Genomic DNA, 24,278 nt, shown 5'->3' on the forward strand with positions numbered 1-24,278 from the left:
TCACTTCCTGGCCCGATCTCTTTTTGTCCCTAGGAGACCTCTTGTCGTCTGAGCAATCGTCCGTTAATCCCGAGCGCCTTGCTCGGGACCGGGATGGGCACATCATCACGGAGGAGCAGGCCTGGAGCGCACTGTGGGCTCTGCTCATCGGCTTCTTCATGATCCTCGTCGACACGTCGATCGTCACAACTGCTTTGCCAGCAACCATCCGCGCCCTCAACGCTAACCTCAATCAAGGCGTGTGGATTACGAGCGCTTACCTGCTTACCTACGCTGTGCCGCTGCTGATTACCGGGCGTATGGGAGATCGCTGGGGACCGCACCGCATGTACATCATCGGTATGGTCGTTTTTGGGGTATCTTCATTAGCATGTGGGCTATCCCCGACAATTGGTGCCCTTATCGCGGCCAGAGCTGTTCAGGGTATCGGCGCTGCCCTCATGACCCCGCAGTCACTGTCGATGATTACTCGGCTCTTCCCGCCGGGAAAGCGCGGTGCTGCTATGGGCATATGGGGAGCCACTGCTGGTGTTGCTAGTTTCGTCGGTCCTGTCCTCGGCGGCATTCTCGTCGATACCCTGGGCTGGGAGTGGATCTTTTTCGTCAACGTCCCGGTTGCCATTATCGGTTTGTGGTTGGCTATCCGAAATGTGCCTGCTCTCGAGACCCACGGCCACGCCTTTGACTGGCTCGGCGTCGTGCTATCGGGTATTGGCATGACCCTCCTGGTATTCGGGATTCAGGAGGGAGAGCAGTACAACTGGGGAACGATTACCGGCGTCATCTCGGTGCCACTCCTCATCGTCCTCGGCGTGGTCTTTATGACTCTCTTCGTCTTGTCGCAGACGCAGTGGGCGCAGCTGCGCCTGCACCCCCGTTCGACCACTATTGAGCCGTTGGTTCCGCTGCGACTGTTCACTAAACGAAATTTCACCCTCGCCAATATCGCGATCTTCTTGGTGGGCATTCTTGTGACGTCCTATTTCTTGCCCACCGCTGTCTACCTGCAAAACGTGCGCGGAAAATCCCCAACTGTAGCCGCCCTGCTGCTCATCCCAACCGCCGTCGTGTCTGGGGTGCTGTCTCCTCTGATCGGACGAGTTCTCCAGCGCCGCCGGTCGGGTCGGTTGGCTGCCATTGGCGTCGCGCTCTATGTGATCTCCTCGCTCGGATGGTGGCTGTTGACGGTGCCGTCGACGAGTTTGTGGGTATTTCCGGTGCTGGCTGCCATTACCGGTGTCGGTTCGGCTCTTACCTGGAGCCCCATTTCTCTGGTTGGCACCGATGACCTTGGTCAGGCCGACGCTGGAGCTGGTTCGGGAGTCTATAACGCCACCCGTCAGGTCGGGTCCGCTTTAGGATCGGCTTTCATCGCAATGATGATGGATGCCCGAATCATGGCTCGTCACGATCTAGGGCGAGGCCTTGGCGAATCCATGTTCATTACGATTATCGCTGGAACAATGTGCGCGATCGTCTGTGCATTTTTTGCGGACTTTCAGCGCTCGCCGCAGCGAAAGTCGTGAGTACATCCGTGCTGTGAGGACGATGGACGGTGCGGGGACGCTCTTCGTCAGCCCCGTAGGATGACCACATGAGGATTGCCATCGGAGGATTTGCCGGTCTCATCGGCACAGCGCTAGTTCAGCGGCTGCGCAAGGAAGGCCATGACGTCGTCACATTGACTCGTCATGAACCCCTCCAGCCCTCTGATCGCCGATGGGATCTAGACACGCTCTCCATCGCGCCGCCGTTCCTTGACGACGTTGACGCGGTGGTCAACTTAGCTGGAGCGCCGATCGCTGGCGGGAGATGGACCGATGAGCGCAAGACTCGCATCCTCGCATCTCGCATCGATTCGACGCGCCTTATCGTCCGTGCTTTGGCGTCTTCGCCGCGCTGCCGTGTTTTCCTCAACGGTTCCGCAGCCGGATATTACGGTCCGCACGGTGATGAATGGCTTGACGAACATGATCCTGCAGGCGCGGGATTCCTGGCCGAGGTGTGCCAACGCTGGGAGGCAGCCGCGAATTCCGCCCCTGACGGGGTGCGGGTAGCAACCCTGCGAACCGGTCAAGTCATGAGTTCCTTCGGCGGCATGCTGGGTAAGGAGCGACCGCTCTTCCAGTGCGGGCTGGGTGGAAGAATCCGTGACGGCGGTCAATATATGTCGTGGATCAGTCTGCAGGATCACGTGTCGGCAATGATAAAGATCCTTACTGACGATTCCATAAGTGGGCCGGTGAACCTCGTTGGCCCCAAGCCGTGTACGAATGCTGAGTTCACGAAAGCGCTGGCGAAGGCGATGCACCGTCCAGCTGTGATGCCATTTCCGGTTCCGGCAGCGAAGATGATCTTCGGGTCTCAGCTGGTCGAGGAGACGCTGTGTGCCGGGCAGCGGGTCAGGCCTACCAAACTCCTTGAGCACGGATTCGAGTTCCGTGACACTTCTATTACCGAGTCAATCACGTCAGCACTTGCAGGACGCCGATGAGCTACAACACCCAACGCCCCGACAGCTTTTCCCGCCCCGACGAGTGGGGATCGTGGCCGGAGGAACCACAACAGAGCCACGGCGATGCCGCACCGTCCGCCCGACACGCCCAGCGAGGAGTCACGGCTCCACCCCCAACCTCCGATCCGGAAGGTGTAGATCCGACCTGGGCGCCTCCCTCGGGGTCATATCAACAGGCGGCCCCCCAACCCGTTGCTCGAGCAAAGCGTCGCAATGACGTCCCGATCGTCACATGGATCCTCATCGGTATCTGTTTCCTGGTATGGGTGGGGGAGTGGTTAAGCTTTCCGGTGCGTGAGGCTGTTGTGTTGATTCCACGGCTGGGATTTACCGAGCCATGGCGATTCGTGACATCAATGTTCGGGCACGCACTGAGCATCTTTCATATCGGCTTTAATATGTACGCGTTGTGGGCTTTAGGGCGATCTTTGGAACCGTTTCTCGGGCGCGCTAGATTCCTTGCGGCATACTTCGTATCTGGCCTAGGTGGGGGAGTGTTGTTCTGCCTGATGGCCAGTGATCATGGCGACGGTACGATTCTGCCGAACCTTGACAACGGTGTCGTCGGGGCTTCAGGTGCAATTTTTGGCCTCTTCGGCGTGCTGCTCATTGTGCAGCAACGGCTTGGAGCGTCGACACGGGATTTATGGATCGTGCTGGCCATCAACGCGGCACTCTTGTTCTTCATCTCCGGGATCGCATGGCAGGCCCATCTCGGCGGATTCATCGTCGGACTGGCATGCGGCGTCATTTTCTTCGACGATCCCAAACGCGTTCAGGCCGGTAAGTCACCCCAGACCTGGCCGAGGATGGCGATGGTGTTGGGCGTGCTCGTGGCCTTGATGGTGCTGAAGTACTACATGCTATGAGCTAATCGAGTAGGCCGGCTCGCTCTACCAGGACGGCTACTTGCACCCTGTTCGACATGCCGAGCTTGGTTTGGATGTTTGCCAGGTGGGACTTGACGGTTCCGGCCGCAAGGTAGAGGCGTTCGCCGATCTCCGCGTTCGACAATCCTTTGGCCGCTTCGATAGCGATGTCGCGCTCCCGTTCGGTGAGCTGGGAGAGCTGCTTGGCGGCCGTACGACGCCGACGACGGGAAGGATCGGTGCGTACGGTGTCGAGAAGTTGCTTGGTGCTTCGCGGTGACAGCACAGCATCCCCGGCAGCGGCTGCCTTGATGGCTGTGGTGATCTCCTGTGGCGCCGCGGACTTGAGGAGAAATCCTGAGGCCCCGGCGTTGATGGACGACATGACTGCGTCGTCAACGTCCCATGTCGTCAGGACGACAACCTGAGGTGGCTGCGGTTCGGCTCGCAGCGTTGCCGTGGCTGTCACGCCGTCCATTTCGGGCATACGAAGATCCATGAGGACGACGTCTGGTCGCAATTCACGTGCCATGCGGACAGCCGATTCGCCGTCTCCAGCTTGCCCCACGATCGTAATGGCGTCGTCGTGTCCGACGATTGTCGCCACAGCAGTGCGTGCCAACGGATCGTCGTCGACGAGGAGAACGGTTACCACTCAACGCATGGTATCCGTAGGGGCTTCCGCGTCAGGAGGTGCGGTCCCGAGAGATGCTGCGCCACGGAATGAAAACGGTGATTGAAAACACCCCGTTTTCCGCAGTCCAGTGCACAGTGCCGCCGAGCAGCTTGACCCTTTCCGTGATGCCTGGCAGCCCACGCCTTGACCCCTCTGACTGCCCGCTTTCGACGATCGGGTTGGAGCATTCAATGCGGACTCCGTCGTCGGGTGAAGCGCGGACCTTGAGAGCGGCAGTTGTCCCGGGCGCGTGTTTGGCAGCGTTGGTCAGCAGCTCCTGGACGGTTCGGTACACTGCCCGAGAGAGGGCAGGATCAGCAGAGTCTCCCTCAGAGACGTAAATCGATGCCGTGATCGGCTGACCGGCGCCAAACGTGTCCTCCACGACTTCTGCAAGCTTCGACAACGGAAGATTCGGCGCCGACGACATGGGTTCGGCGAGCAAAGAGAGCAAGGACCTCAGCTCAGACATCGCCTTGCCCGCTGATTCGCGCAGTGCCTTGGCGCTGTCGGCGTGGTCGGTGCCGTCAAGCTCGGTCTCCAAGGATGCGGCCTGCAGTGAGATCAGCGATAGCGAATGCCCCAGGGAGTCGTGTACCTCTTGAGCGATCTTCTCCCGCTCTTGACGGCGTGAAACCTCGTCATCGAGCCGGGCCATGCGTTGGTGAGCGGCAGACAGGTCCCGACCCTTCACGACGGCTTCACGACGCGAACTGCGGATGAGACCGGCTCCTATCCCGATGGCCAGGAATGTCGCCGTAAGGAGCAGGGCCGTCAGGATAGACGTCGTGTTGCGTGCCTGTGGTGACGTGGTTGCCTGAAATAGCGATGCCGTGAGCGACACCCCGACGGGCTGGGCTTGACTGTCAGCAATGACGTCGATGGCAGTCGTCACAGCGACCAGACCGGTGCACCACCATGTTGCAGGACCGCGCCGTCGGCCGAGCAAGGCTGCCAGGGCAATGAGAGCAGGTACCGACCCAACGGGCAGGGCAGCGGCACTGAGCGCAGCGGCGATCGTCAATCCGAAGGGGAAGCGGTGACGCCAGACCAAAGCCGTTGCCAGGGCGATGTCCAGGATCACCGAGACGACGATCACTGCGGCGTCAATGTCGGTTCCGGCCGGAGTCCCAGCCCGAAACCCCGCGGGTGAGTACACGATGCTGAACAGGCCAGCAAAGGCACTGACCAAGGCTAGAAGGATGGTCCGCCATACCGCTGGACGGCTGTCGCGGCCGATCTTCTGAAACGCGAACACGGCAGTCATGTTACGGAGTCGACCTGTACCTGGGGCACCGCCGTTCGGGAGGCGTGGTGTGGCCGATCGGCAGATGTGGTTCTGACCATCTGGGCGATGTGGAGAAGGGGCGTGCGGCGGTGGACTTGATACATCAATCGAGAACAACCCAGGAGTAGTCATGACTCAGAACGATTGGCAGAGCCAGCCCCAGCAGCAACCGCAGGCCCCTCAGCCCAAGCCAAAGAAGCCGATCTATAAGCGCGTGTGGTTCTGGTTGCTCGCCGTCGTCGTGCTTGTTGTCGCTATTGGCGCGCTGGGAAATAACGGCGACGGCACCGATACCAAGACGAATACGACCGCGTCTAGTGAAGCCAAGACCAACGACAAGGCAGCCAAGAAGGCGGAAAGTAAGAAGGCAGCCGATAAACCTGCCGAGGAGACGAAGCCGACTGAGCGTCTCGTTCTGGAGAAGGACTACACGTTTAAGAAGGACGAGTTCAGTCCGATGGTGACGGGTACAGTTTCAAACAACTCAGACAAGCCGGTGAAGCTTCTCGTGACGATTACCTTCAACGCCTACGACGAGTCGGGGGCCAATGTTGGAACCTGCACGGATACGACAGAGAGCATTGACGCCAACGGTAAATGGAAATTCAAGGCGTATTGCCTCGACGGGGACGTCGCAAAGGTGAAGTTCAAGGAGTTGTCGGGATTCTGATTCCGTCATTGTGGTTCTGGTGGCGGCCTCTCGAATGAGAGACCGCCACACCCATGCCCTCAAGTCCACAACGACATTGGGCAGGAGGTCAATCGTCCGCGTCCATCACCTCGCTGTAGAGACGGGTGGTGTGTAGTGCGATGTAGTTGATCTCGGCCTTCGTCAGCTCGTCGCCGATTGCCGTCGAGATACTCTTGGCGACCTCAAGAGCGGCCGAAGTGGCCTCCGGGCAGCGATTCGCCATGAGACCTATGATGTCCAGGTCGATGTGGGAGAGCTGCTTGTTATCCGCAGCCCGAGCAAATAGATAACGAAGATGCGTGACGAATCGTGAGGCGCTCATGGATGACCGGTTGATCTCGACATGCCAGAGATCCTCGAGCTTGGTGAAAACCTCCGAGATCGCCTGAGTCATCGTCACGGTGCGCGACACACTCTTGCCATCCCACTGCTGGTTGATGAAATGCAGCGCGAATGCCACCCACTCCTCGGATTGCAGGTGGATGCCGAGAGCTCTTCACAATCGAGGGTGTAGTTGGGGCCTGAAGCCGCCGGCTTCCAGGAGGGATCTGGCGATGTAGTGGGTCAGGTTGCGGAAGCCTAGACGGTGTGGGTGACCCCGGGGCGGGGGTGAGGGGCTGGTGGGCCGGGGCCTTGCCGCGCAACGATTCGTGGGTTGCCGGGCAGGGTGGGCCTGTCTGGCCTTTCCGACATGTGTGGGAGGCCCCGGTTGTTTACCGAGCGTACGAGTGTTGGTCTGGATGTGCATGCCCGCAGTGTGGTGGGGTATGCAATGGACGTCCAGACCGGAGAAGTCTTCAAAGCCCGGCTCTGTCCCGATCCTTTGGAGGTGACGGCGTGGGTCAAGGCCTTGCCCGGGCCAGCGGCGATCTACGAGGCTGGCCCGACCGGATATGGCCTGGCCCGAACCCTCCTGTTGCACGACATCAGGACAGTTGTAGTTGCGTATGACGTTGCTGACGCTTGCGGGGAGTCGTGATGCGGGTGGCTGGTCTCGGCAGGCGGTGTAGGGTCGATGATAGTTGTCGTGGATGTTCCAGACAGCGACGGCCTGGGCTCGTTCAGCTCGTGGCGCTCGAAGATGGCTGCCAGGTCGATGGCGGCGATGGTGTCGCGACGTCGGGGCTCTTGGGCACCTGGGGGACCGCCGGTGGTGTGATCATGGATCGTGGTGATCGCGGCGGGGCACCCGCCGCGCACGGGCGCGCGTGGCTGGGTTTCTTCGCTGACGCGACCACCGTGTCTGGAATCTCGTCATGGGGATCGTCTAGATCATGGTGAACGAAACTTACAGAGGTTCTTCGGCCTGTCCCTCGTCCTGATCGGCGTTGGACTCGCGGCCGTTCGACCAGTCCCGGGTGTCCGGGTCGCAGGGCATGTCGGGGTCGAACCAGACTCGCGCGGCCCGCCCTGGGCAACGACTGGATGGACAGAACCCCGGTGTGGTCCAGGTGGGCGCGCACCACCCTGGACCGGATCGAGTAGCATCCCACGTCCCCGGCGGCCTGGGCCACCGGAGCGCAGGTCCATCGGCCCGATCCCGCAGTGGCCCTCCATGCCAGCCGGTGACGCACCTACATCGCAGCATCAGCAGCGGTGCGTTCCATCACCGCCCCCGATCACTTGGCGGGGCAACTGCTCCCAGCCCTCGTCGAGCCGGTCGGACTCTGCCAGCTGGTAGGGCGGCACCGAGGTCAGCTGGGCCAGCCACCTCACGGACCGCCCGCTGGACCTGCTTGGTCCACGCCGACTCTGACAGATGATCCCCTCACACCGGCGAGCCAAAGTCTTATGGAGAACGGCGAACCAGCCCTGCCACAACGGCCGGGTCACTAGCCAGCCGCCCCCACAGCCACACCGCCTGGGCCGACAGCCCCGACACTGCGCTCACTGACTCCCGAGAATCAACCATCTAGACGTCAATCGATGAGGATGTGGGGCAGTGTCGGCGTCAGGGCAGGTTGAGGAAGGTGTCTCGCTTTGTGAGATTCAGTCCCCTGGTCACACTCACCCAAACCGACAGAAGAGCCCAACAAAATCCCAGAGATTCGTTGACAGTTTGAAATCGCCTGAGTACGCTCTTAGCAGAACTTCTTGACAGAGTTATGCTGCCTGCGGCGTCGGCATAACCTCCTGCGAGTTGGTATGTGAAGCAGAGCCGCCGCCCAGCAGAGAGCGCTGATGATGCCGTTGTCACGTCGCACCAAGAACCTGTTGCTCACCGCCGCAGCGTTCCAGGGCGCTGGGGATTTCATGTTCGGCGCCGTGTACGTCATCTTCCTACGCTCGATCCCTCTCGACGGGCGGGCCATCGGCTTTGTGCTGGCGCTCGCTACGGGTGTGTCCTTGGTCGTCGAAGCCCCCAGTGGAGCCATGGCCGACCGCTACGGTCACAGACGGATACTCCTGGCAGGGCTGTTGTCGTGGGCGGTGGGCCTGATAGCCCTATCCTTCGCATCCTCGGCCCTGGCTGCCGGTGGTGCGCTGCTGTTGTGGACGATCGGCATGGCCCTGCAATCGGGAACAGTCTGGCCGATTCTTCTCGGAACGGTCACCGAGGAGGACAAGCAGGATGCCATTGCGCAGTACTCCCGGCAATCCCAGTCGGTGCACTGGATGGCCTCGTTCCTGGGCGCCATGGCGGTGCTCGTCCTCGGGGCACGTTGCGACATGCGCTTCATCCTTCGTACTGCGGCCGGGCTGCTCGTGCTCGCCCTCGTGGTGTGCCTGTGGTTGCCCAAGGATGTCCGGCCAAGCGAGCGGCAGCCCGTGCTGGCGGTGCTCAGGTCGTCCTTCGGCTGGTGCGCGAGCCGGACGATTCTCCCGCTCGTCGTCGCGTCCGGGTTGTCGACGGTGTGCATGACCGGGCTGGTCGTCACGTGGCAGCCGAGGTTGGCGGCAGCCGGTGTTCCCCTGGAAGCGAACGGGGCGGTGTTGGGCGCACTGACGATCGCTGCGGCGGTGGGTTCTTTCTGCACCAAGTTCGTGAAGGTTTCCAGGCCACAAGGCGCTTTTTCGGCCATGGCTGGGATTTCGGCGTGTTTCTTGGTCGTGGCTCTGGCCGGAGGAACTCTCTGGGTCGCCCTCGCGGGCTATGTCGTCGCGGAGTTCTTCCTGGGGGGCATGTTCGTCGAGCTGGGAGCGTGGCAGCAGGAGATGTTGCCCGATGACATTCGCAATGGCGGCTTCTCGGCGCTTTCGACCATCAGCCTCGTTGTGGCCGTGGTCGTTAACGCCGGAATGGGTGAGGTGTGGCAGCGGTTCGGCCTAGCAGTCACCATCGGCTGCGTGGCCTTGGTCATCGTAGTGGTGATCCTGGTCACCGTCTTAGTCAGATCAGCCTTTCGCGACTCCGACGCCCTCCTGAACCCTCATCGATTCAACTCGAAAAAGGAGATACCGTGACTGCCACTCACATGCATACCATTACGGATGAATCCGCAGGTGAACTAATCGTGTTCGACTCGCTGACCTTGGACTGTGTGAGTGTTCCGGCCACATCTGTGGAGCAGGCATACGCTCAAGACGTAGAGTTTGCGTCTTGGTGGTCCTCACATGAGGCCGCAGACCGGGCTTAGCAAAAGCGACGTATCTATGCCCGTAAGCCCTGTCGGATCAACAACTTCCGCATTCTGCTAACAGAGAAGTGTAACTTCCAGTGCACTTATTGCTTTGAGAGCGGTCTCATGGACATCGCACCACATATGACGCTGGAGGTGCTAGAGGGCACCGTCAAGGCGATCATCGAGGCGAGTCCATGTGAGCGGGTTTCCATTCAATGGTTTGGTGGCGAACCCTTACTGCGCTGGAACCTTATCGCTCACGGTATGGACTTGTTTGAAGATGCCGTAGCAGAAAAACGGATTAGCGGTGTCAACTATAGCCTGACCACCAATGGAAGTCTAGCGACCCCCGCAATAGCTGAGCGTATGGCGCGTGAATCCATCCAAGTTTTCGTAAGCGTCGATGGTCCTCAAGATGTAAATGACCTGTCCAGAATAGATCGATTAGGGCGAGGTACCTATGATCGAGCGATTCAAGGATACCGAACCCTTGCCGATCATGGAGTGGACGTTGGGCTTCTCGTGACAGTTTCCCCGGAAACGCTCTCTGGACTCAGTTCATCCATCGCCCACCTGATTGAATCGGAAGGCCTCAGGAGAATCGGAATTAATACACCACAGCCGACGGAGAATGGCTGGGATGTCGATGGAGCGCTCTTGGCTAGTGAGATAGTAAAAATTATCCGGTTTTGCGATGAGCGCGGCGTTAAGCTTATTGCGCCTGGTATGCGTGCTCTCCGTGGCCTTGGTACTAAAACTCCGCATGTTGACGACTGTAGGGCGCCTGGCGGCGAAATGGCTGTCAGCGTTGACACCTTCGGACGTATGAGTGGCTGCATTGTCTCCTGGGTGGAGGGGCGCCCATGGAATAAGGATGAAATCACCCACCAATCGCTGGCTAGGTTCGAGATGCAGAAGTCAGCGAGTACTGTCCAGGACGTTTGTGATGGCTGTATCGCGGAGGCGATCTGCGGTGGGCCGTGCCATTTAGAATTGGCACTCCGTGGCCTGAATCCTGAGCGCTGTGCCTTCTATCAGACACTGATGTACGAATCTCTGATGAGTCTGCGGCGGTTTAACTCATGAGTCGCCTTACCATTCCACCTGCAGAGAGCAATTGGGAAGCCGATATCCCCGTTAGCTCCTTGGTGCAACTCCTGCCTGCGGAGTTCTTAGTGAACCATCATGTCGAAGTTGTCCGCGTGGTCCAGCCGCCGGACCGTCAGAAGGTCTCGGCCGCCAGGTTTCTTCGGGACAGCCTTGACTATGCGACCTACGTGCAGGATCTCATCACCGCTGGCGTACCCGTGGTGATCTGTCCTGTGGGAGAACTTCCTTGTAGGGCCAGCGCAATAGAGAGCTCCCGTCTCCGGAAGCTAGCAGCCAGCGTGTTGCAAGTGTCTTGGCCGGAGTGGCTTAGAAGGCTCATCGCCATCTTCGAGAAAAATGCTTCACGTAAGCTCGAGGATGGATCGATGCTGGTCGATGGCAGCCTCCAACTGCCTTATGGAGAGCTCTGGTGGGACGGGGCCGTTCCATTTACCGGAACACTGCCGACCGCAGCTGGTCAACTCTCTTTGAGAGACGGATACATAATTAGCGCCCCTGCTGGCTTGGATCACCTGCTCTATCAGCCCATCGTTGAACTGGGGGTTGGGCTGAACCCCCGTGCGCCATTGATTGGCCCATCCCTAGAGAAGCGATGGGGTTTCTGGCATATAGGTCTCGGTGCGAGTTCCCCAATTCACTTACTGCCACCAAATGTCCACCACGATGTCTCGCTGATATTGGACAAGGAACCGATCCCATGATGAACAAGAGAACTATTTCCTACGCTTACCTCGAAGTAACGCGCGCCTGCAACGAGGCATGCCTTTACTGCTACAACGATTCTGGCAAGGCATTGAAAGGTGAGCTGTCCACTGAGGGCTGGTTGACAGCTATTCGCAACTTTACAGAACAGGGTGGCAACAGCGTTATGTTCACCGGCGGCGAGTGCCTTCGAAGGAGGGATATAGACGAGCTAGTTGCAGGAGCAAATGAGGCGGGTGTCACTTCTATTGGCATGAGCACTAATGGCCTTCTGATCCACACAAAAAGAGCAGAAGCATGTATGCCGTACCTAGACGAAATAGACATAAGTTTGGATGGGTTTCGAGAACATCATGACCGAATACGCGGTGTGAGGAGTTGGGATCGTACTGTCGAAGCAATTAGAACGGTGAAGGAAATCGGTATTCCTGTCATCCATGTGAACGGTTGTCTGACAGCGGATTGGTTTGACCAATTAGAGGATTATTTGGAGCTTCTCGTCTCTCTTGGTGTCACCGGAGTTAAACTCGCCACGATCGGAGCAATTGGTAGGGCTGGGGAGGAGCTTGAGCTTAAGAATCAGACTTCACAGCCGCGTCGAGTGGCCGACCAGCTCGCAGCCTTGGCGAGGCGGTATCAGGGCCGTATCAACGTCTCGACCTCGTTCAGCACCGTGGCTCAGCCCATCACACTGGAACGCTTCGGTGCTGTAATCGATCCATGCGGCAAACTTTATCCGCAGCTGGGAAAGCTGGATGATTGCTGGTGCATCGGCTCAGCTGTGCCCGTGTGGGGTCTCAATGAGACGGCCCTGCTTCGTTATGAGACATGCATGCATGGCGTAGAGGAGGATGGCGTGCATCGAATTCTACAGGGCGAACAGGTCGAGTGGTGGGCGCTGATCCGATCGGCGATGGAAGCTGCTGAAGCATGCTAGGAACTCTTTCCGTTGTCGTGGGTACAGCTTGCCCTCTTAAGTGTACTTATTGCTTCAACATGACGAATTTAGACTCACCGGTCTTGCAGGCTAAAAAAGAATCGGAACGGACCTTGGCAGGGCGCTGGACGCGACAGCGGATAAAACGTCTCGTTTGTGAAGCCAAGGAAGTGGGTTACCGGCGCATCATGTTGACTGGGGGTGAGCCGCTCATATATCCGTCGACAAAAATGTGGATTGAGTCATGCGGGGACTTGAATCTTAAGACGGTAATTGTGACCAGTCTTCTCTTGATATCACGGTCCCTTGAGGAGTGCTTGAGAGATCACGTATCGAATATTGAAATGCGAGTCAGTGTTGGTGGTTATAATCAAGCAACACATGACCGGTATCGTGGCGGCTGGGAGCAATTGATAAAGGGCCTAGAATTGTTGCGTAGGATCGGCATGTCTACGCACATAACCGTTGTTCTCACGAGACGAATTCTTGGTGAAATGTCTCTGTTTCAAGCCTTCTGTGACGAGTGGGGAGGCGTTCCGAACGTCGCCGCGCTATCGCCAGGCGAGAGCTCGAGGGTCGACCCTGCTGATTTCCTAGAAACGGCTGCCAGATCAGAATGGGATGCCGCGCTGACTGTGGTTTCATCGAGGCTTAGGGCGCAACTGACGTTGCTCCGTGAGTTCTATACTGGAGGTCTTAAGCCGAAGTATTGTGCTATGAACGATACCTCACACGTGATCCTTCCGGATGGCACGCTCACGGGCTGTTTTCATCGGACCGATCTTTTGAGAGGTAATATTTTTAATCATAGTCTTGCGACGTTATTGAATTCTAATGCCGCAGGTGAGCCAAAGCCGCCGGAGTGCTTTGGTCCGAACTGTTATACAATCCATATAGATTGAGGAGAACTGTCATGAAGAACTGCGACATCATCTTTAATGATTCCATTAACGAGTCGGACTTGTGTGCCCGCTCTGGCCTTCACAGCCCCTCTCCGATGGTGGCGATCTACGTCGAAAACCTGGAGGTGGCGTCTGGCTTCTATCGCCAGTTGTTCCCGACTTCTGCTGTTCGGTTCGAAAATGATGAGGTGTTCTGCATGGAACTTGACGAGCGTGTTGAGATATTTATCCAGAAGGTTGAGAAAGACTCAGTTTTTGGTGAGCTTTGTGGAAAACAGACGGTTGCTGTTTCGGTTTCCGAGGAGGTGTTCAACAGCGCCGGCCAGAACCTGCCCGAAACTGCTTCATTGGACGTGGAGACTTGGACTGGAGGGCCGGCTGTTGATGACGGCTTTATGTTCGGCGACGTTGAGGGGAATCGCGTTCTCCTGATGCCAGTCCGCGAGACAGCTGCTACTGCATGATCGTTTCAAGGGCTGAACCGGTCAGGGGTGCTTCGGCTCCCCTGACCGGTTTGGGCGGAGACCGTATGAGAAAAGCCGGACTATGGCGTAAATTGGCAGCGGGACGGTACGAGCTAACTCCTCTGGGTAGTTATATCCGACAATCCTGGCTCCAGGCGCTGGCGAGAAGTATTCCGGCTCCTTTGTCTGATGCTAGGCAGATCGAGCGGGCAGTACTGCGGCCATCACCACGACGGCTAGTTCAGTTCTCTCTTGTCTGTATCGAAAGATCAACGTCTTTTGATGGAGGGTTATCTGTACTGCTCGATCTGCAGCATGCCCTAGCAGGTATGAGCCTGATTACGCAGCTTGGTCGATGTCGCAATAATGAACTGTCTCTGTGGCCGCTTTCCTCCGATGACTTTGATGTCAGCATCGCCTCTTATGACCCGTTCGAGGGAATGGTCTTCTTGGGAGTGGACGTTCTGGAGGGATCTTTAGTTGCAGAGTGGCACGAAAATGTGTGGCCGTGGGGCTTCATCCCAACGATTGTGGTCCCCCGGGTTCCGCGATTCCTTCCTCTCGCTAATAGCGTCGTCCGCCAGCTATGCCGAGCTGAGGAGAGAGCCGTTCTGAGTGAGCGTGCGCCCGAGGGATTCGTGGCACCGTGCGTCGTGACGATCATGAGTGCACAGAGAGCGGTCATCAACCGCGCCAACGGGAACGAGAGGTATGAGGAAGGATGCTCGATAGGGGACCTACCTGTCCTTGTGGGAGAAGCTGGAGTGTCGCAGCGGTAAGCGATTATGTGGACGAGGCAACAGCGAAAATCGCAGCTCGTCTGGGCCTGCCGACGAAGGCCGACCACATTGACGTGGTTGATTCAAGCCGGACGGATGTTGAGGCCTTTACTCACGATGGCGTCATTCACCTCAATATGGACGCGTGGCGTTGCTGGAAGGCACGATGCATTCTTGCTCACGAGGTAGCACACGCGCTTTTATCGCCGTGCCATTCCGAGCGCTGGGTTGAGGAGACGATTGCTGAGGGCTGCGCGCTCTGGGCTCTTTATACTGTCTCTGGCCCGCTCTATGAGGCCTCGCTACATCTACTTGTGGCCAGCAACCGCGCTCGGTTGTTCCCTGGACCACTCCCTGACGCGCTGTCGTGGTACGGGTTGGGCGCTCTCTCTGTCTCTCATCGGTTAGTTGCTGGAGAAATCGATGCGTCATATTTAGTGGAGGCACTCTTATCTGCAGAAGATAGTGGATTAGTGCTGGCAAAGCAGCGATTCGTGGCTCCACCTGAGATAGAAATGTTCGCTCGATATGTAGTGGATATAGACAAAGGTACTATAGGTTGCCATCTGCCTCATTTAGCAATGGACAGGCTGTCCAGTGTGACAGACAAAGAAGTATTTAACTGGTGGGATTTTTCAATGGTGCTTTAGAAATATTGCATGATATGAAACGAAAGATAGGAATCTAGCGGTTGTTTGAGTGGCACTAAAGAGGCTCTTCGCAGATGAAGGTGTAGTGCGGGCTGGCGCGCCCAGAAGAGGCGAGTGCGTCCCTTGGTGGGCTGTCCGGGGGCTCTCGATATGGACAAGTCAAGCCTCCACCATACTCTCGCCACTCTGAAAGATCGGGATGGGTTGATCAGGATTCGAACGGACAGTACTGTTTGGGGGCTGGAAGTTTGGTTGTTGCGCAATGGTGGTCAAGTTTTCGGAGAATAATCAATGTTCTTCATCCAACACTGGTGGGAATTCTTCAGAAAGGCCATGAGACGGTGCATTTGGGGTTCTGTCGGGTACCTCGGTTGTCTACCTTGACAAGGTTGAACCAGGTCGACCGATACGTGTCGTCTCACGGGTGGGGCGGCGAGTCCCTGTAGTATCTACAGCAATGGGCCGCGCAATCCTAGGTGCGAGAGCCCTCAAATTGGAGCAAGCTCGCGCTTTCTTGGATGCCGCCGATTGCCAAGGCAGTGGGTTCATAAACAGTTTCGATCACGAGTGTCAGAGGGTTCGCGAACAAGGGTACGCTGTTGAAATAGAAGAGAATGAACCAAATATGCGTGCATCGGCGTTCCTGTCGCTCTGAATGGCGTCTATTCATTAGCGATATCGGTCGCTATGCCTGTAGGGCGGTATAGTGAGAAACGACTGCTCTCTCTTGCTCGCGTCATTGGCGAAGCCGTACGGCAGCTCGACGACGAAGCCGTGTCGGCTTACCCAGTTACCCCAATGGTGTGATTTTGAGCCCACTTTGTCGTCAAGGTGTGGTTAGGTTGTTCGACGGGTTACGACGCGTTGACGCGTGATTACAGCAGGGCGCCTTTGTGGTTCGGTCAGATCTACCACGACGTCAGCGAGGTGCTCAGGGTCGTGACGGACCTGGTGAAGCCTCTCCTGGATGGCCCACATGGCCCAGGAGTCGACGAAGTATTCGTCACGCCCGAGAGCGCGGTCGCGGCGGGCTTTGTAAGGGCAGGAACACCACACCGTCATCGTGGCTTGCTTGGCATTCAGCACGGTGAGTACTCCGCAGCCCTCGATGACTACGGGACGGTGAGCGTCGAGGGTCACCTCCTCGGCGAAGCAACCTTGGTGCCAGTCCCAGCGTTGGTATCGATTTTTGACGGTGAGTTCGCTCAAGTCCCACACCGCTGACAGCCTGGCCCAGCCGGGGTAGAGGTCGTCACCGTGGACGACCTGGGCCGTTGGGCAGAGCTCGGTCAGGCGGCCGGCAAGAGTCGTCTTCCCTGACCCCGAGCCACCGTCAATGAGGACAACTGCCCGCCCCGACGTGGCGTCGATGTGGTCGGCAATGGACCGGGCAGCGGCAACACTTCCCGTAATCGTCTTCACAGCGTTACCCGCTCCCCGCGTCGATGCACCAAACCGTCGCTAAGCAAGGAGTCCAGGCACCGTGATGCCTGATCGGGTTCGGGCCACGCAGAAATTGCCACCTGAACCTCTACTCCGTGGGGGTTGTTGCGCACCACGTCCATGATCACTCCGCGGCACTGACGATCCGTGCCCTTCCATGGTTGTCCCCGACGGGCCGGAGCGTTGTCGGGTTTGCCGTCTGCCACCCAGCGACACCGGTTTCTGATTGGGCAGGCCTCGCACTGTGGTGACCGTGCCGTGCATACCAGCGCTCCCAGTTCCATGGAGGCTACCGCCCACTTCGCGGCGTGAGCGTCGTCTTCGGGGACAAGCGCGTCGGCGACGACTCGTTCGGCTTTTGTCACCGAGGTCGGGCAGTTGGCGATCCCGGATTCTGCGCGCGCAATGACTCGACGCACGTTGGTGTCCAGCACCGTTGCACGTCCTCCGAAGGCGAAGGACACCACTGCGGCTGCGGTGTAGTCGCCGATGCCTGGCAGGGCGATGAGGTCGTCATAATTGCTGGGCACATTCCCCTCGTGCCTGGTGGCGATGGCGACGGCACACGCATGTAGGCGAAGGGCCCGACGCGGGTATCCCAGGCGTCCCCACGCGGCGACCGCTTCGCCAGAATCCTCTTCGGCGAGATCGTCGGGGGTAGGCCAACGGTTCATCCAGTCGTGCCACGGGCCAATTACCCGCGACACTGGCGTCTGCTGGCTCATGACTTCGCTGACGAGTACACCCCACGGTGAGGTGCCAGCTCGACGCCACGGCAGATCGCGACCGTTAGCGTCAAACCAGTCACACACTGCCTCGACGGCCTGTGGAGTTAGCCCGGTGCCAGGCACTGATCACGCCTGTGATGTCACCCGGGCAGCTGCCTCGGCGGCTTGTGGTAGTGCGGAGCTAAAGACCGCAAACGCCTCGTCGTCGTGGGCGTCAGAAAGGAACCAGGCCTCGAAGCACGATGGCGGTAGGTTGACCCCGGCGTCCAGCATGGCGTGGAAGAACGCGGTATATGCCTCGGCGTTTTGAGATTTCGCGTCGTCATAATTGCGCACCGGGGAATCGACGCCAAAGAAGACGCTGAAGAGATTCCCGGCGTTCTGTAAGCGGTAGGTGACTCCCGCTGCATCGAGTGCTGATGTGAGCTCTGTGCGCCACTTCTCAGATCGGGCATCGAGTCGCTGATATACCTCGTTATTAGCAAGTTGCAGGGTCTTGACCCCCGCGACGGTGGCTAGTGGGTTACCAGATAGTGTGCCAGCCTGGTATACGGGGCCGGTGGGAGCGAGCAGGTCCATGACATCGGCGCGTCCTCCCAGGGCGGCCAACGGCATACCCCCGCCAACCACTTTGCCGAAGGTGAAAATATCGGGAGCGAAATCCTCGCCCTCGTGTTGTTGAAGACCCCAGAACCCCGATGCGCTACACCGGAAGCCGGTGAGTACTTCGTCGGTAATCATCAGGGCACCGTGCTCGGTTGTGAGGCGACGGATTGCGGCATTGAAGCCGGGTTCGGGAGGAACGACTCCCATATTGGCGGGGCAGGATTCCACGATCACTGCGGCAATCTGGTCGCCGCGCTCTAAGAACACCGTCTCCAGCGCCTCGACGTCGTTGTACGTTACGACGATGGTATCGGCGGTCGATGCAGCCGGCACACCGGCCGAACCCGGCAGTCCAGCTGTTGCTACACCGGAACCGGCTGCGGCAAGTAGTGCGTCGGAGTGGCCGTGATAATTGCCTGCAAATTTGACGATGACGTCACGTCCGGTGGCGCCACGGGCCAAACGAACTGCCGTCATGGTCGCTTCTGTGCCGGTAGAGACGAAACGTACCTTCTCGACTGGGGCCATCCGTTCGACGATGGCATCGGCGAGTTCGGTTTCGGTGCGAGTCGGAGCGCCAAAGGACAGTCCTTTTGATGCGGCCTCTTGAACTGCACGGACGACGTCGGGGTGAGCGTGTCCGAGCAGAGCTGGACCCCAGGTACACACCAGGTCGAGGTAGCGAGTGCCCTCGGCGTCCCAAATCCACGGGCCCTGAGCTTTCTCGATGAAGCGGGGGACTCCACCTACTGAGCCGTAAGCCCGCACCGGGGAATCCACTCCGCCGGGAATGACAGCTTGAGCGGCGGAAAACAGTTCGGCGTTGGAGGTCATGGCTTCCTTCCGGTGTTGGGGCTTGCGGTGAGCATGATCACGGCGGATTAGAAATCTTTGCGGAACATCTGGGCGGCCTCGATCGCCCAATAGGTCAAGACAAGATCGGCACCGGCGCGCACAATCGACGTCAGCGACTCGCTGATGCAGCGGTGGCGATCGATCCAGCCATTGGCGGCAGCGGCTTCGAGCATGGCGTATTCGCCGGAGACTTGGTAGGCGGCCACTGGCACCTGCGACACCGTGGCGACGTCGGCCAGGACGTCGAGGTAGTGGGATGCGGGCTTGACCATGACCACGTCGGCTCCCTCGGCGAGGTCGAGCAGAGCTTCGCGCATACCTTCCCGGCGGTTCGACGGATCCTGCTGGTATGCCTTGCGATCACCCTTGAGGGAACAATCGACGGCGTCACGGAAGGGCCCGAAGAAGGCTGAGGCGTACTTGGCCGAATACGCCATGATCGACACGTCAGTGAATCCCTCGCCATCTAAAGCATCGCGAATAACCGCGATCTGGCCGTCCATCATTCCCGACGGGGAGACCATGTGTGCTCCGGCGCGCGCCTGGGAGACCGCCATCGCGGCGTACAGCGGTAGAGTGGAGTCATTGTCGACGCGACCATCAGGTGTCAAGGCTCCGCAATGGCCATGGTCGGTGAACTCGTCGAGACACGTGTCGGCGCAGACCACCAAATCGTCACCGACGGCTTCGCGCACCGCAGAGATGCCAGCGTTGAGGATGCCCTTGGGATCCCACGCCTGAGAACCGATCTCGTCTTTATGTTCGGGGATGCCGAATAGGTCAAGACCGCCGATACCAGCTTCGGCAGCTTGGGTGGCGAGCTCCTTGATCGACTCAGTGGAGTGCTGGAACTGTCCGGGCAGACTGGCGATCTCGACGGGAGAGCTAATCCCCTCCTTGACGAATACCGGCAGCATCAGCTGGGCGGGGGCGACACGGGTTTCGGCAACCATCCTGCGTATCGCGGGGGTGGCGCGTAGTCGGCGCGGGCGGGAGACAGGGCGCAGCCTTTCGGGCAGTGGTTTGACTCCGGTCATGCGTGGATCACTGGCATCAGGCAGGTACAGGTTCATGATCAACTTCTTTCATGAGCGGTCGTCGATCAGGCGACCAGGGATTCCACCGCTTCAAGGACGGCCTGTGGCGTAGGGGAGGAGGCCACCGCATCCGCTGGGCGACCAAGCTCTTCAAGGGTCCCGGCGGTGGGCTTACCAAGGGCGACGAGCTTTTGACGGCGCCATCCCAGCGGCTCAACCAGCTTGACGAGCGCACGCCCTACCGAGGAAGCAGTAACGACGACAGCCCCGACAGATGGCCACGATTGGGCGATGACCTCAGGCAATTCCTCGACGGCGGCAGTGGTGTACACCTCGCGGCGATTTACTGTGCAGCCGATTTTTGTTAGCCCTTGCGGCACGGTATCGGCGGCTAACTGGGATGTCGGTAGTAGCACGTTGGCCACCCCGCCAGGCCACTGCGTGACCAACCCGGTACCGCTGTGATCGTTGGGAACAAAGTCGACATTGATGCCGCGCCCGCGCAGTGCGCTAGCGGTGGCGGTGCCAACCGCAGCCACCTTGATGGTGGGATTCGGTAGCGGGTCAGGTAGGAGCGCAACGGTGGTTTTCGAGGTGACGACTAGCCAGTCGGCCTGCCGCCACAGGTCGGAGTTGGTGAGTTCCTCGGCTGGTGGCAGCGTCACGGTGCGCGTCAACGCCTTGTGGATGACCCCATAACCGGCTTGCTTCAAGGTTGTTACGAACTTGTCGTGGGGGTCGTCGCGGGGAACGACGACTGGGGGCTTGATGCGATCGGCAGGGTTTGTGGTCATCGAGTGCTTCCTGAGGCTTTGAGGTCTGCAACGTCGGTAGCGCCGTCGTCCAGTAATTCCTCGGCGGCCGTCACACCTAGCGTATGTGCCGCTGCCAGCGCTGGATCAACCTCATCGGGCAACTCGACGCTGACCCGTTCTCGAATGGTGCGCGATCCGTCGATGGCAGCCACCACGACGTCCAGCGTCAGTATGGCCGGAGACTTTCCAGCAGCAGGCTTGAGGTGTGCCAATGCTCCGATGGGGGCAGCGCACCCCGCTTCCAGATGGGAGAGCACCGCACGCTCGGCGGTGACTGCCAGCCTGGTCTGCTGGTCGTCAATCTTTGCTAGCGCCTTGGCGAGTGTGCCGTGGCGTGAATCGGCGGTTCGGCATTCGACAGCGAGCGCTCCTTGCGCGGGAGCTGGTAGCACGATTGATGGGTCGAGGACCTCAGTGATGACGTCGCGATGGCCCAGCCGAGCCAATCCGGATGCTGCCAGCACGACGGCGTCAAGGTCCTCTTTGCCACCGCCCTGGGCGTAATGGCCAAGTCCCTTCACGCGACCCAGTCGGGTGTCGACATTTCCGCGAATGTCGACAATGGTCAGGTCCGGGCGCACCGCCAATACCTGTGCTGCCCGTCGCGGTGAGCCTGTTCCGACGCTAGCTCCGTGCGGGAGGTCGGTAAGGGTGAGCCCGTCGCGGGCTACCAAGGCGTCGCGCGGGTCTTCCCGAACTGGAACGGCACCGATCGTCAACCCGAGCGGGTGTCCGGTAGGAAGGTCCTTGAAGGAGTGGACAGCTATATCGGCATCTCCGCTAAAGAGGGCAGACCGGATCGCTGAAGCGAATACCCCGATCCCACCCATTGCCGCTAACGATGCTGTCGAGGTGTCGCCGTGGGTCGTGATCGTCGTCAGATCGACGTCTAACCCCTCCGATCTGAGTAATCCCGCAACCATTTCTGATTGAGTAGTGGCCAGGGTACTGGCTCGGGTTCCCAGACGGATCGCAGACATATTCTTCATTGTGTCACTCAGCACCGACGCCGGTTCAGTCCGCTATCAGACCAACTGACGAACGGTTTGGCGAGCTTGCGGCACCAGAGCAGCGATACCCGATCCTGACGCCCACGCCCCGACGAGGCCGATTCCTCCCCGTCCCGCCTGGTTCAATGCTTCGAGCTGACGATGCAGACCGTCACGCCATGCTCTCGTTTGAGGAGTCGTCGGAGCCAGCGAGCCTGTCCAGTGGATGATCTGAGAGTCCACAACCTGATCGGCTGAGAGGTCGACGCCGAGCAATACGGAGGCGTCTGCTAGAGCCTGGTCAACGCTCAAGGCGACATTCGTCTCACCGGATCGACCGTAGGAGACCCTCAGTAGGTGCAGGCCGTCGGGGCACGATTGTGCCAAGCTGGGCCACTTCGCCGACATATGGGTGAGCGCCTTGGCGGTGACGGTGGTCGTTCCGGGGGCTACCAGCATTCCGTTTCCGCGCGGGTTGGCATCGAGCTCGGGTGCTTGCAAAGCGAGATTGACGTGGCCAATTGGGGCGCCGGGTACCATCTCGGGCCCGGCAGTATCAATGACACTGCTCAGCAGCTTTGTGGCAGGCCCGGCTGAGCATGCCACCACGACCCGAGGAGTCACAAAGGACCGGACGTCGCCGTCAGGAATTGGTGGCAACGAGGGATTCGGGTTGCGGGAGGTTCCAGCTGCCTCTACCAGCCACTCGTCGCCGTGGTGAGTAACCTCGCGTGCCCCCATTCGGGTCATGATGGTCGCGCCAGCGCGTTCGGCTTGACGGTGTAATTCTGCGGGCATGGTGAACATGCCGCCGGCTACCGAGGCGACGGCAGGCCCACCTGGCATCCGTGAACGGCACAGCGCAACTCCTGCGGCCAGTGATCCAGTGGCCTGAGTGGCGGCTCTGAGGCCGGGGGAGACGACGTCGGCTGACAGCACATGCGGATCGGCGGCATGAATGCCGCCGGCGATCGGGGTAACGAGGCGACGTAACACTTCGGGCCCCATACGGGAAGCCACCAGCGTTCCCAGGTCTCGGGGGAGTTCCTCGGGCATCGGGGCGCGATCGAGCTCTGCAGCACGGGCGGCTTCGTCGGCCCCCAGGGCACTGATGACGGCTAGGTCTGACAAGTCCGCCGGGATGCCCAAAATGGCGTTGGTTGGCATCGCGAAGCAGGCGTCGTCGAAATACACCCACGACGGGGCTGTGGCCGGTGTTTCAACCGTCAATCCCAGCTCGGTAGCAAGCTCGGCGGAATCCGGTAGACGGGTCGCCCACCCTTCGGCTCCAATGTCGTAGCTGATTCCGGCCAACGTCGACCCTGCCACCAGGCCGCCGGTGTACCCGCGTGACTCGACAAGGACGGGGCGCAGACCCTCCTGGGTGAATTGCCAGGCGGCTATGAGGCCAGCCATGCCCCCGCCAATAACGACAGCGTCGACGCGCTGCGGATCAGAAGTGTTCGTCATAGTCACAGTGAATGCACCAGCTCTACTAGGCGTGTCAAGATGTCAGGGTCGGTATTCGAGGGCACGCCGTGGCCCAAATTGACGATATGCCCAGGGGCTTGACGTCCTGCTGCGACGATCTGGCGGGTGGCAGTCTCTAACGGTTCCCATCCGGCGAAGAGCAACGCAGGATCAATGTTTCCCTGCAGCGGCATCTCCATGCCGGAAACTATGAGAGTCGCTGAGGCTTCGTCGAGGCTGACGCGGTGGTCGACGCCAAGTACCGGATACCGCGACGCCGTAGCTGCTACCTGCGCAAACTCAGAAAGCAGGTGCGTCGCGTTTACGCCGAAATGAATTACTGGGGTAGTGGGATCGACGCTAGCTAGCGCACGCTGAGAAAAGGGTGCGGCGCTGGCTCGGTAATCAGTAGCGCTCAGTGAGCCAGCCCAGGAATCAAACAGCTGAATGGCTCGCGCCCCACCCCGCAACTGGGCTGCCAGGAAGGCGGCGTCGAGGTCAGCAACCCAGTCCATGAGCTTCGACCAGGCGGATGGATTGGAATGCATCATCGCCCGAGCAGCCAGATGATCGCGTGACGGACCACCCTCGACAAGGTAGGCGGCAATAGTGAACGGGGCACCCGCAAAACCGATGAGTGGGGTGGCGTTGCCTAACTCAGCGACGACTAGGCGTGCCGCCTTCTCAATAACAGAACAGTCCCCGATATTGCGCTCAGTAATGCGGTCAACATCCGAGGTTGTACGGATGGGCTCGTCGAGGACAGGCCCGACTCCCGGCTCAATGCGTACCCCTGTCCCGGCGAGGGCCAGCGGCACCATGATGTCGGAATAGAGGACGGCCCCATCGACGTGATGGCGGCGCACAGGTTGGCAGGTGATTTCGGCAGCGAGCTCGGGGTTGAGGCACGAGTCGAGCATCGTAGTGCCCGCTCGGGCTTTCCGATACTCCGGCAGCGAACGGCCTGCCTGGCGCATAAACCACACCGGGGTGACGGCAGGGCGATGTCCGCTCATGGCCTGTAACAGCGGTGAATCTGCTGTGAACGTAGTGGTCTCAGTCATCACCTTGATTGTGCCTCACTGCGCGTCGATGTCGTCCACGGGGCGGCAGTTGGGTGAAATACGCCCCTCAAATGTGCTGGGGTTCGTCGTGACAGCATGGTTGAATAGCGCCTCGTGGGATTGTG

General features: G+C 59.4%; 24 protein-coding genes and 1 pseudogene. 14 read left to right on the plus strand and 11 right to left on the minus strand.

Annotation, left to right across the window (positions count from 1 at the left end; translation table 11 throughout):
* Positions 1-41 precede the first annotated feature (41 nt).
* The 3 genes from FYJ43_RS02595 (at position 42) to FYJ43_RS02605 (ending at position 3,384) form a co-directional block, all read left to right on the plus strand.
* Positions 42-1,526, plus strand: coding sequence for a DHA2 family efflux MFS transporter permease subunit (locus FYJ43_RS02595; protein WP_154561660.1), 1,485 nt, complete (start codon positions 42-44; stop codon positions 1,524-1,526).
* A gap of 68 nt (positions 1,527-1,594) precedes the next feature.
* Positions 1,595-2,494 carry a TIGR01777 family oxidoreductase gene (locus FYJ43_RS02600; protein ID WP_154561662.1) on the plus strand — a complete coding sequence of 300 codons (900 nt, stop codon included), beginning with the start codon at positions 1,595-1,597 and terminating at the stop codon, positions 2,492-2,494.
* Entirely contained in the window at positions 2,491-3,384 is an 894-nt protein-coding gene (locus tag FYJ43_RS02605; protein ID WP_154561664.1) for a rhomboid family intramembrane serine protease, read from the plus strand. Before FYJ43_RS02600 ends, FYJ43_RS02605 begins: the two co-directional genes overlap by 4 nt.
* A 1-nt stretch (position 3,385) precedes the next feature.
* Here the strand turns inward: FYJ43_RS02605 and FYJ43_RS12455 are convergent, their stop codons facing one another.
* Both FYJ43_RS12455 and FYJ43_RS02615 read right to left on the minus strand, forming a co-directional pair.
* Positions 3,386-4,039, minus strand: coding sequence for a response regulator transcription factor (locus FYJ43_RS12455; RefSeq protein ID WP_326833249.1), 654 nt, complete (start codon positions 4,037-4,039; stop codon positions 3,386-3,388).
* Between the two features lie 31 nt (positions 4,040-4,070).
* Positions 4,071-5,327 carry a sensor histidine kinase gene (locus FYJ43_RS02615; protein WP_195839861.1) on the minus strand — a complete coding sequence of 419 codons (1,257 nt, stop codon included), beginning with the start codon at positions 5,325-5,327 and terminating at the stop codon, positions 4,071-4,073.
* Positions 5,328-5,478: 151 nt separating this feature from the next.
* Between FYJ43_RS02615 and FYJ43_RS02620 the strand changes: the two genes are divergently transcribed.
* Positions 5,479-6,018, plus strand: coding sequence for an FxLYD domain-containing protein (locus tag FYJ43_RS02620; protein WP_154561668.1), 540 nt, complete (start codon positions 5,479-5,481; stop codon positions 6,016-6,018).
* Positions 6,019-6,106: 88 nt separating this feature from the next.
* Here FYJ43_RS02620 and FYJ43_RS02625 read toward each other — a convergent pair.
* Positions 6,107-6,532, minus strand: a pseudogene (locus tag FYJ43_RS02625) (PRD domain-containing protein); the annotation flags it as partial.
* Positions 6,533-6,748: 216 nt separating this feature from the next.
* Between FYJ43_RS02625 and FYJ43_RS02635 the strand changes: the two are divergent.
* The 10 genes from FYJ43_RS02635 (at position 6,749) to FYJ43_RS12555 (ending at position 15,801) form a co-directional block, all read left to right on the plus strand.
* On the plus strand, positions 6,749-7,018 hold the full coding sequence (locus tag FYJ43_RS02635; RefSeq protein ID WP_195839894.1) for a hypothetical protein: 270 nt from the start codon (positions 6,749-6,751) through the stop codon (positions 7,016-7,018).
* A 1,202-nt stretch (positions 7,019-8,220) separates the two neighbouring features.
* The gene (locus tag FYJ43_RS02640) at positions 8,221-9,444 is read left to right on the plus strand and encodes an MFS transporter (RefSeq protein ID WP_154561676.1); all 1,224 of its coding nucleotides are present in this window, start codon (positions 8,221-8,223) and stop codon (positions 9,442-9,444) included.
* 227 nt (positions 9,445-9,671) lie between these two features.
* Positions 9,672-10,688 carry a radical SAM protein gene (locus tag FYJ43_RS02645; protein WP_154561678.1) on the plus strand — a complete coding sequence of 339 codons (1,017 nt, stop codon included), beginning with the start codon at positions 9,672-9,674 and terminating at the stop codon, positions 10,686-10,688.
* Positions 10,685-11,413, plus strand: a complete 729-nt coding sequence (locus FYJ43_RS12000) for a hypothetical protein (RefSeq protein ID WP_195839862.1) — start codon at positions 10,685-10,687, stop codon at positions 11,411-11,413. Before FYJ43_RS02645 ends, FYJ43_RS12000 begins: the two co-directional genes overlap by 4 nt.
* On the plus strand, positions 11,410-12,351 hold the full coding sequence (locus FYJ43_RS02650) for a radical SAM protein (protein ID WP_195839863.1): 942 nt from the start codon (positions 11,410-11,412) through the stop codon (positions 12,349-12,351). Before FYJ43_RS12000 ends, FYJ43_RS02650 begins: the two co-directional genes overlap by 4 nt.
* Complete coding sequence (locus FYJ43_RS12550) at positions 12,345-13,253, plus strand: radical SAM/SPASM domain-containing protein (protein WP_154561682.1); 909 nt, start codon at positions 12,345-12,347, stop codon at positions 13,251-13,253. The genes FYJ43_RS02650 and FYJ43_RS12550 overlap by 7 nt, the downstream gene beginning before the upstream one ends.
* Positions 13,254-13,264: 11 nt before the next feature.
* Positions 13,265-13,717: a hypothetical protein gene (locus tag FYJ43_RS02660; RefSeq protein ID WP_154561684.1), complete on the plus strand. Its 453-nt coding sequence runs from the start codon at positions 13,265-13,267 to the stop codon at positions 13,715-13,717.
* Positions 13,718-14,046: 329 nt separating this feature from the next.
* Positions 14,047-14,496, plus strand: a complete 450-nt coding sequence (locus FYJ43_RS02665) for a hypothetical protein (protein WP_154561686.1) — start codon at positions 14,047-14,049, stop codon at positions 14,494-14,496.
* A gap of 8 nt (positions 14,497-14,504) precedes the next feature.
* Complete coding sequence (locus FYJ43_RS02670; RefSeq protein WP_154561688.1) at positions 14,505-15,146, plus strand: hypothetical protein; 642 nt, start codon at positions 14,505-14,507, stop codon at positions 15,144-15,146.
* A 355-nt stretch (positions 15,147-15,501) separates the two neighbouring features.
* Positions 15,502-15,801 carry an IclR family transcriptional regulator domain-containing protein gene (locus FYJ43_RS12555; RefSeq protein ID WP_154562178.1) on the plus strand — a complete coding sequence of 100 codons (300 nt, stop codon included), beginning with the start codon at positions 15,502-15,504 and terminating at the stop codon, positions 15,799-15,801.
* A gap of 182 nt (positions 15,802-15,983) precedes the next feature.
* Here FYJ43_RS12555 and FYJ43_RS02680 read toward each other — a convergent pair whose 3' ends face one another.
* Genes FYJ43_RS02680 through hemE form a run of 8 tightly spaced genes read right to left on the minus strand, consistent with a single transcriptional unit; the run spans position 15,984 to position 24,153 of the window.
* Complete coding sequence (locus FYJ43_RS02680) at positions 15,984-16,568, minus strand: nucleoside/nucleotide kinase family protein (protein ID WP_229771570.1); 585 nt, start codon at positions 16,566-16,568, stop codon at positions 15,984-15,986.
* Positions 16,565-17,440 carry an HhH-GPD family protein gene (locus FYJ43_RS02685; protein WP_326833250.1) on the minus strand — a complete coding sequence of 292 codons (876 nt, stop codon included), beginning with the start codon at positions 17,438-17,440 and terminating at the stop codon, positions 16,565-16,567. The genes FYJ43_RS02680 and FYJ43_RS02685 overlap by 4 nt, the downstream gene beginning before the upstream one ends.
* 3 nt (positions 17,441-17,443) lie before the next feature.
* Positions 17,444-18,757: a glutamate-1-semialdehyde 2,1-aminomutase gene (hemL, locus tag FYJ43_RS02690; protein ID WP_154561690.1), complete on the minus strand. Its 1,314-nt coding sequence runs from the start codon at positions 18,755-18,757 to the stop codon at positions 17,444-17,446.
* Positions 18,758-18,804: 47 nt separating this feature from the next.
* A complete protein-coding gene (gene hemB / locus FYJ43_RS02695; RefSeq protein ID WP_154561692.1) occupies positions 18,805-19,851 on the minus strand; it encodes a porphobilinogen synthase in 1,047 nt (348 codons plus the stop codon).
* A 29-nt stretch (positions 19,852-19,880) separates the two neighbouring features.
* Positions 19,881-20,609, minus strand: a complete 729-nt coding sequence (locus tag FYJ43_RS02700; RefSeq protein ID WP_154561694.1) for a uroporphyrinogen-III synthase — start codon at positions 20,607-20,609, stop codon at positions 19,881-19,883.
* The gene (gene hemC, locus FYJ43_RS02705) at positions 20,606-21,610 is read right to left on the minus strand and encodes a hydroxymethylbilane synthase (protein ID WP_195839865.1); all 1,005 of its coding nucleotides are present in this window, start codon (positions 21,608-21,610) and stop codon (positions 20,606-20,608) included. The genes FYJ43_RS02700 and hemC overlap by 4 nt, the downstream gene beginning before the upstream one ends.
* A 45-nt stretch (positions 21,611-21,655) precedes the next feature.
* Positions 21,656-23,089: a protoporphyrinogen/coproporphyrinogen oxidase gene (locus tag FYJ43_RS02710; protein WP_154561698.1), complete on the minus strand. Its 1,434-nt coding sequence runs from the start codon at positions 23,087-23,089 to the stop codon at positions 21,656-21,658.
* Positions 23,090-23,091: 2 nt separating this feature from the next.
* A complete protein-coding gene (gene hemE, locus FYJ43_RS02715) occupies positions 23,092-24,153 on the minus strand; it encodes a uroporphyrinogen decarboxylase (RefSeq protein ID WP_154561700.1) in 1,062 nt (353 codons plus the stop codon).
* Positions 24,154-24,278 lie beyond the last annotated feature (125 nt).

The sequence above is a fragment of the Cutibacterium porci genome (assembly GCF_009696315.1).
GTDB lineage: Bacteria > Actinomycetota > Actinomycetes > Propionibacteriales > Propionibacteriaceae > Cutibacterium > Cutibacterium porci.

Bases quoted from the DNA above. Each gene is read 5' to 3' on its own strand.
- FYJ43_RS02615 (WP_195839861.1), bottom strand. From the start codon at position 5,327: ATGACTGCCGTGTTCGCGTTTCAGAAGATCGGCCGCGACAGCCGTCCA.
- FYJ43_RS02605 (WP_154561664.1), top strand. From the start codon at position 2,491: ATGAGCTACAACACCCAACGCCCCGACAGCTTTTCCCGCCCCGACGAG.
- FYJ43_RS02710 (WP_154561698.1), bottom strand. From the start codon at position 23,089: ATGACGAACACTTCTGATCCGCAGCGCGTCGACGCTGTCGTTATTGGC.
- FYJ43_RS02665 (WP_154561686.1), top strand. From the start codon at position 14,047: ATGAGCCTGATTACGCAGCTTGGTCGATGTCGCAATAATGAACTGTCT.
- hemL (WP_154561690.1), bottom strand. From the start codon at position 18,757: ATGACCTCCAACGCCGAACTGTTTTCCGCCGCTCAAGCTGTCATTCCC.
- FYJ43_RS02700 (WP_154561694.1), bottom strand. From the start codon at position 20,609: ATGACCACAAACCCTGCCGATCGCATCAAGCCCCCAGTCGTCGTTCCC.
- FYJ43_RS12000 (WP_195839862.1), top strand. From the start codon at position 10,685: ATGAGTCGCCTTACCATTCCACCTGCAGAGAGCAATTGGGAAGCCGAT.
- hemE (WP_154561700.1), bottom strand. From the start codon at position 24,153: ATGACTGAGACCACTACGTTCACAGCAGATTCACCGCTGTTACAGGCC.
- hemB (WP_154561692.1), bottom strand. From the start codon at position 19,851: ATGAACCTGTACCTGCCTGATGCCAGTGATCCACGCATGACCGGAGTC.
- hemC (WP_195839865.1), bottom strand. From the start codon at position 21,610: ATGTCTGCGATCCGTCTGGGAACCCGAGCCAGTACCCTGGCCACTACT.
- FYJ43_RS02650 (WP_195839863.1), top strand. From the start codon at position 11,410: ATGATGAACAAGAGAACTATTTCCTACGCTTACCTCGAAGTAACGCGC.
- FYJ43_RS12550 (WP_154561682.1), top strand. From the start codon at position 12,345: ATGCTAGGAACTCTTTCCGTTGTCGTGGGTACAGCTTGCCCTCTTAAG.
- FYJ43_RS02600 (WP_154561662.1), top strand. From the start codon at position 1,595: ATGAGGATTGCCATCGGAGGATTTGCCGGTCTCATCGGCACAGCGCTA.
- FYJ43_RS02640 (WP_154561676.1), top strand. From the start codon at position 8,221: ATGATGCCGTTGTCACGTCGCACCAAGAACCTGTTGCTCACCGCCGCA.
- FYJ43_RS02620 (WP_154561668.1), top strand. From the start codon at position 5,479: ATGACTCAGAACGATTGGCAGAGCCAGCCCCAGCAGCAACCGCAGGCC.
- FYJ43_RS02660 (WP_154561684.1), top strand. From the start codon at position 13,265: ATGAAGAACTGCGACATCATCTTTAATGATTCCATTAACGAGTCGGAC.